5 protein-coding genes are annotated in these 4174 nt (G+C 72.1%); 1 reads left to right on the plus strand and 4 read right to left on the minus strand.

The genetic code is table 11. The features are described 5' to 3' along the window. On the minus strand, positions 1-345 hold a 345-nt coding region (locus C2L59_RS49105), incomplete at its 3' end, for an ATP-binding protein (RefSeq protein ID WP_146060405.1). 265 nt (positions 346-610) lie between these two features. Between C2L59_RS49105 and C2L59_RS19400 the strand changes: the two genes are divergently transcribed. Beyond that, a complete protein-coding gene (locus tag C2L59_RS19400) occupies positions 611-1033 on the plus strand; it encodes a hypothetical protein (protein WP_103350917.1) in 423 nt (140 codons plus the stop codon). On the opposite strand, the gene C2L59_RS49110 is transcribed toward C2L59_RS19400, so the two are convergent. From C2L59_RS49110 to C2L59_RS19420, 3 genes are read right to left on the minus strand one after another with little or no spacing between them, the layout of a single operon-like run. Next, positions 1011-2933, minus strand: coding sequence for a serine/threonine-protein kinase (locus C2L59_RS49110; RefSeq protein WP_233223587.1), 1923 nt, complete (start codon positions 2931-2933; stop codon positions 1011-1013). The two genes, C2L59_RS19400 and C2L59_RS49110, sit on opposite strands and share 23 nt — an antisense overlap. Continuing rightward, positions 2930-3715 (minus strand): hypothetical protein, encoded by a 786-nt coding sequence (locus C2L59_RS19415; protein WP_103350918.1) that lies wholly within the window; start codon positions 3713-3715, stop codon positions 2930-2932. Before C2L59_RS19415 ends, C2L59_RS49110 begins: the two co-directional genes overlap by 4 nt. Positions 3716-3755: 40 nt before the next feature. After that, a complete protein-coding gene (locus C2L59_RS19420) occupies positions 3756-4031 on the minus strand; it encodes a hypothetical protein (RefSeq protein ID WP_146060406.1) in 276 nt (91 codons plus the stop codon). Positions 4032-4174: the final 143 nt, after the last annotated feature.

A 4174-nucleotide genomic window follows, 5' to 3' on the forward strand; every position in this document is an offset into this window, starting at 1 on the left:
ATCAAGAAACAACAACCGAACAGACCGCCCACTGACCACCCCGACAAAAGCGAGCAGCACCCGGGTAGAACCCCGGGTAGCCGGCTCATGAACCACAACCGGCCCGGCAACCCCCATCGCCCACGCAACAACCCGCACCCGATGCCAGGCGTGCACAACCGGCCGGTACAACCGATAAGGCACTGAAGGAAGTACCGCCCTCAGCCGCTCCCGCACCTGATCGGAGTCCAGCACCGGCAACCCGGCGGCGGCGTGCCGGAGCATGGTGGTCTTTCCCGCCCCCGGCAGTCCGGCCACCACGAGCAGGTCACGCGGGCCGAGCACAAGCACGTCGGACTCACTCATACCGAGCCAACGCCCCACCGAAGGTAATGGTTCCTTTACCTAACTCAGCGTGACGGCCAGCCGCCCGTGCACCGAACACCACCCGCCCGGAGCACCAGCCGTCACAGCGCGTGCCCCGCGTCACCCCATCGTCGGAAAACCCATGCGCAGCAAGGCATCCGACACACAAACCACTTCGGGTGAAGATCGCCCCGTCACTCTTCCCCGTGCCCGGGAAATCCTTATCTTCAGAGGTGACGCTCGGCTAGAACAGGGGAAACTCGTCATGACCCAGTCACTGGAACTGCCGGTCCAGGAATTCTGTCTGGAGTGGACGCTCGCGGGCGGCGAAGGCGCGCGGGTCGGCATCACCCTCTCCGGGCAGGTGTCCCTGCTCGACAACAACCGGTTCTACAAGATCGACGGCGTCGTCTACGTCGCCGAGGGTGACGCGGACATCCGCGCGGTCGGCAACCCGCGCATTTCCGTGCGCCGCAACGGTGTCGAGAAGTCCGGGCGGCAGTGGGGCTGGGAGATGTGCTCGGCCCGCAAGACCCTCGGCGGGCTGAACACGATGGAGGGCTACTTCGTCCGCACCGGCTACTGGGCGCCGGCCGACCGCGCGATCCAGCTGAGCCTGTGCGCCGAACACGGGTGGAACCGGCGCAAGAGCTACAGCCCGCACGTCACCGTCCGGATGGTCGACTGACCACTGTGGACGCCCGTCGCCGCGCCGCGGCAACGACCAGCCCGGCCGCGACGGCACCCGCCACCGCGCACCCGGCCCCGAACCCGGGCGACGGCTCGTGCACCCGCAGCACGGACACGCACAGCCACACCGCGGCGCCGAACAGGACGCCCAGCACGGGGCCGCCGACCGCCGCGCCCCGCCAGCGGTGGCCGTTGCGGATCGTGCGCAGCCCCGACTCGAAGTAGGCAAGGGCGAACAACGCCAGGATGAGGCTGCCGGCGCCCATGGCGCTGGCGAGCGGGTGCTGGCTGGTGAGCAGCGTGAAGGTCCGGGTGGCCGAGCCGGTCCGGACATCGGCGGTGACGGCACCCCCGACGATCCACCGCGCGATGCCCGGCAGGGTGAGTTCGGCGGTGAAGCCGTTGCCGTCGGGCTTGGCCTGCGTGGCCGCGGACCCGAGCGGAATCCCGGCGGCGGACAAGTCGAGGGCAACGGGCCCGGGATTCCCCGGCCCGGTCAGGACGAGCGGCTTGCTGAGATCGACCTCGACCGGCGTGGCCACGGAAGCCCCACCGAGCGCCAGCACCCCCGACGCCTCGTGCGGCAGCCGGGCGGGGTTGAGCAGGGCGAGCACAACGAGGACGATCGCGGCAGCCGCGGCGGCCAGCCGCAACCAGAGCACGACGGCTTGGGAGTTGTTCGCCGCGGAATCGGCCGCATCGGCACCCGGCGCGCCGGTCCGCCGGGCGCCAGCCCCATCGGGCCCAGCGCCGGACTCGCCGCCAGGCCATCCTGAGCCGGCTCCGGGCCGCCCGGAACCAGCCGCACCCGGCGCGGCGGCGGCATCGCCGCCAGGCCATCCCGCCCCGGCCGCACCCGCCCCAGCACCAGGCCATCCCGGGTCAGCCCCGTCCGGCCCGGCTCCGGCCCACCCCGGGTCACCGGGCGCTCCCACCAGCGTCGCGCCCGGGCGGGCCACCGGTCGTGTCCGGGCCTCGCCCGGCGGTACCGGCGCCGCGTTCAATCCCGCGATCACCCTCGGCGGCAGGTGCAGCACCGGCACCCCGGCCCGCTCCAGCCACCCCGGCCCGTACGCCGCCGTCGCGGCCGCCGCCAGGTCCGCCGCGAACGACTCCGCCTCTCGGTAGCGGGCGTCCAGCTCGCGGGCCAAGCTGCGCATCACCACCGCGGCGATCGGCGTCGGTACCCCCGCGATCGGGCGCGGGTCGGTGAACATGTGCTGGCGCATCATGCTGATCGCGCCGCGGGTGTTGTCGAACGGGAGGCGGCCCGACAGGAGCTCGTACAGCACCGTTCCCGCCGCGTACACGTCCGCCGCCGGGCTCAGGGCGTTGCCCATCGCCTGCTCCGGGGCGATGTACGCCGGGGTGCCCAGGATCTCGCCACCGTGCGTCACCAGGGTCGCGCCCTCGCTGATCACGCGGGCGATGCCGAAGTCGGCCACCTTCACCACGCCCTGCGTGCTGAACAGCAGGTTCCGCGGCTTGACGTCGAGGTGCAGCACCCCCGCCCGGTGCGCCGCGTGCAGCCCGGCGAGCATCGCCAGCCCGATCGCGCACGCCTGTTCGCCGCTGACGCCGCCGCCGTGGAAGCGGCTGTGCACCGTGCCGCCGTCGAGGCGTTCCATCACCAGCAGGTGCTCGCGGCCGGTGCGGACGTAGTCGTACACCGGGACGATGTGCGGGTGGTCCAGGCTCGCCAGCACCCGGGCCTCGCGGTCGAAGAGCTCGCTGCTCGCCGCGTGGTTGAGCACGTCCCACGGCAGCTGCTTGATCGCGACGCTGCGGCCCAGCGTCCGGTGCACGCCGGCGAACACCACGCCCATGCCGCCTTCGCCGATCGACGCCCCGATCTCGTACTGCGGCAGGGCGGCGACCAGCTCGGCCGGTGCGCTCATCGGGTGAATTCCTGCGTGGACGGCAGAGGCAGCCGGACCGTCGTGTCGCTCTCCGCAACCGCCGGCGGCGCCGGGTGCGGGGTCAGATAACCGAGCAGGAACGCGATCGCCGCCGCGCCGAGCACCACCGGGATCTCGATCGCCGGCTCGGGCGGGACCAGGCGCAGCACCGACAGGCTGATCACCGCGACCAGGCCAGTGCCGAACCCGGCGGGCAGGAACCGCAGGCCACGCCGCCAGCGGTTGGGCGCCAGCCGGTGCCGGGCCAGCGCGAGCAGCGCGGTCAGCCACGCCAGGATCGTCAGCACCAGCATCGCCAGGCCGAAGACGCCGTAGACCGACCAGAAGGAGCCGCGGACGTCGGCGACCGTCGCCGCCTCGCCGAGCGTGCCGCGCTGGGCGTCGAGCAGCTCGACCGACGACGGCAGCAGGCCGGTCGCCTGGCCGCTCAGGTCACCGAGGTCGAGCACGAACGTGCGGGACACCGACCCGCGGGCCGGCACCTCGAACGGCGCGGTCGTGTCGTAGGCGAAGAAGGTCAGGGCGAGCGCGACCCCGGAGAGCCGCACGCTGCGGACCTTCACCGGCGCGGTGCCGGAGTTGGTCGCCACGACCTGCAACTCGACCTGGTTCGCCGGATCGATGGGGACCGTGGCGTCCTCGATCGGCCGCCGGTCGATCGACACCTGGAGCTGGAGCGAGCCGGAGTCCGCCGAGGCGGGCGGTGCACCCACGAGCAAGCACAAACCCAACGCAACCCCCGCCGCGATGACACGTCCCATTGGGCATCCCCTACTTGCGTTATCCGACTCGTCCGGAATGCTACAGCGAGCACACACCGGGGAGGGACGTCCCAATGCGATTCGTGGTTCGGCTGGTTTTCGGCGCCGTGGCCGGAACGTTGCTTCTGCTCGCGACCGCGGGTCCGGCCGGCGCACAGGTTCCGCCGTCGGTTGGTTTGAAACCGTCGAGCGGCCCGGCCGGCAGTTCGTTCACCATTTCCTGGAACGGATTCCCGGCCTGCCGGATCATCAATTTCACGTGGGCGGGCTCGGCGCTCGGTTCGAAAGTGGCGCCGGCCACCAGCGGGCAGTTCACCACCGCCGTCCCCGCCGCCGCGAAGCCGGGCTCCTACACGGTCACCGCGACCTGCACGAGCCAGCCGCAGACGGCCAGCGGCACCTTCGTCGTCACCGGGACCACCACGACCACGCCCCCGCCGCCGGCGACCACCACCACCC

Source organism: Amycolatopsis sp. CA-128772, assembly GCF_002904295.1.
Taxonomy (GTDB): Bacteria; Actinomycetota; Actinomycetes; order Mycobacteriales; family Pseudonocardiaceae; genus Amycolatopsis.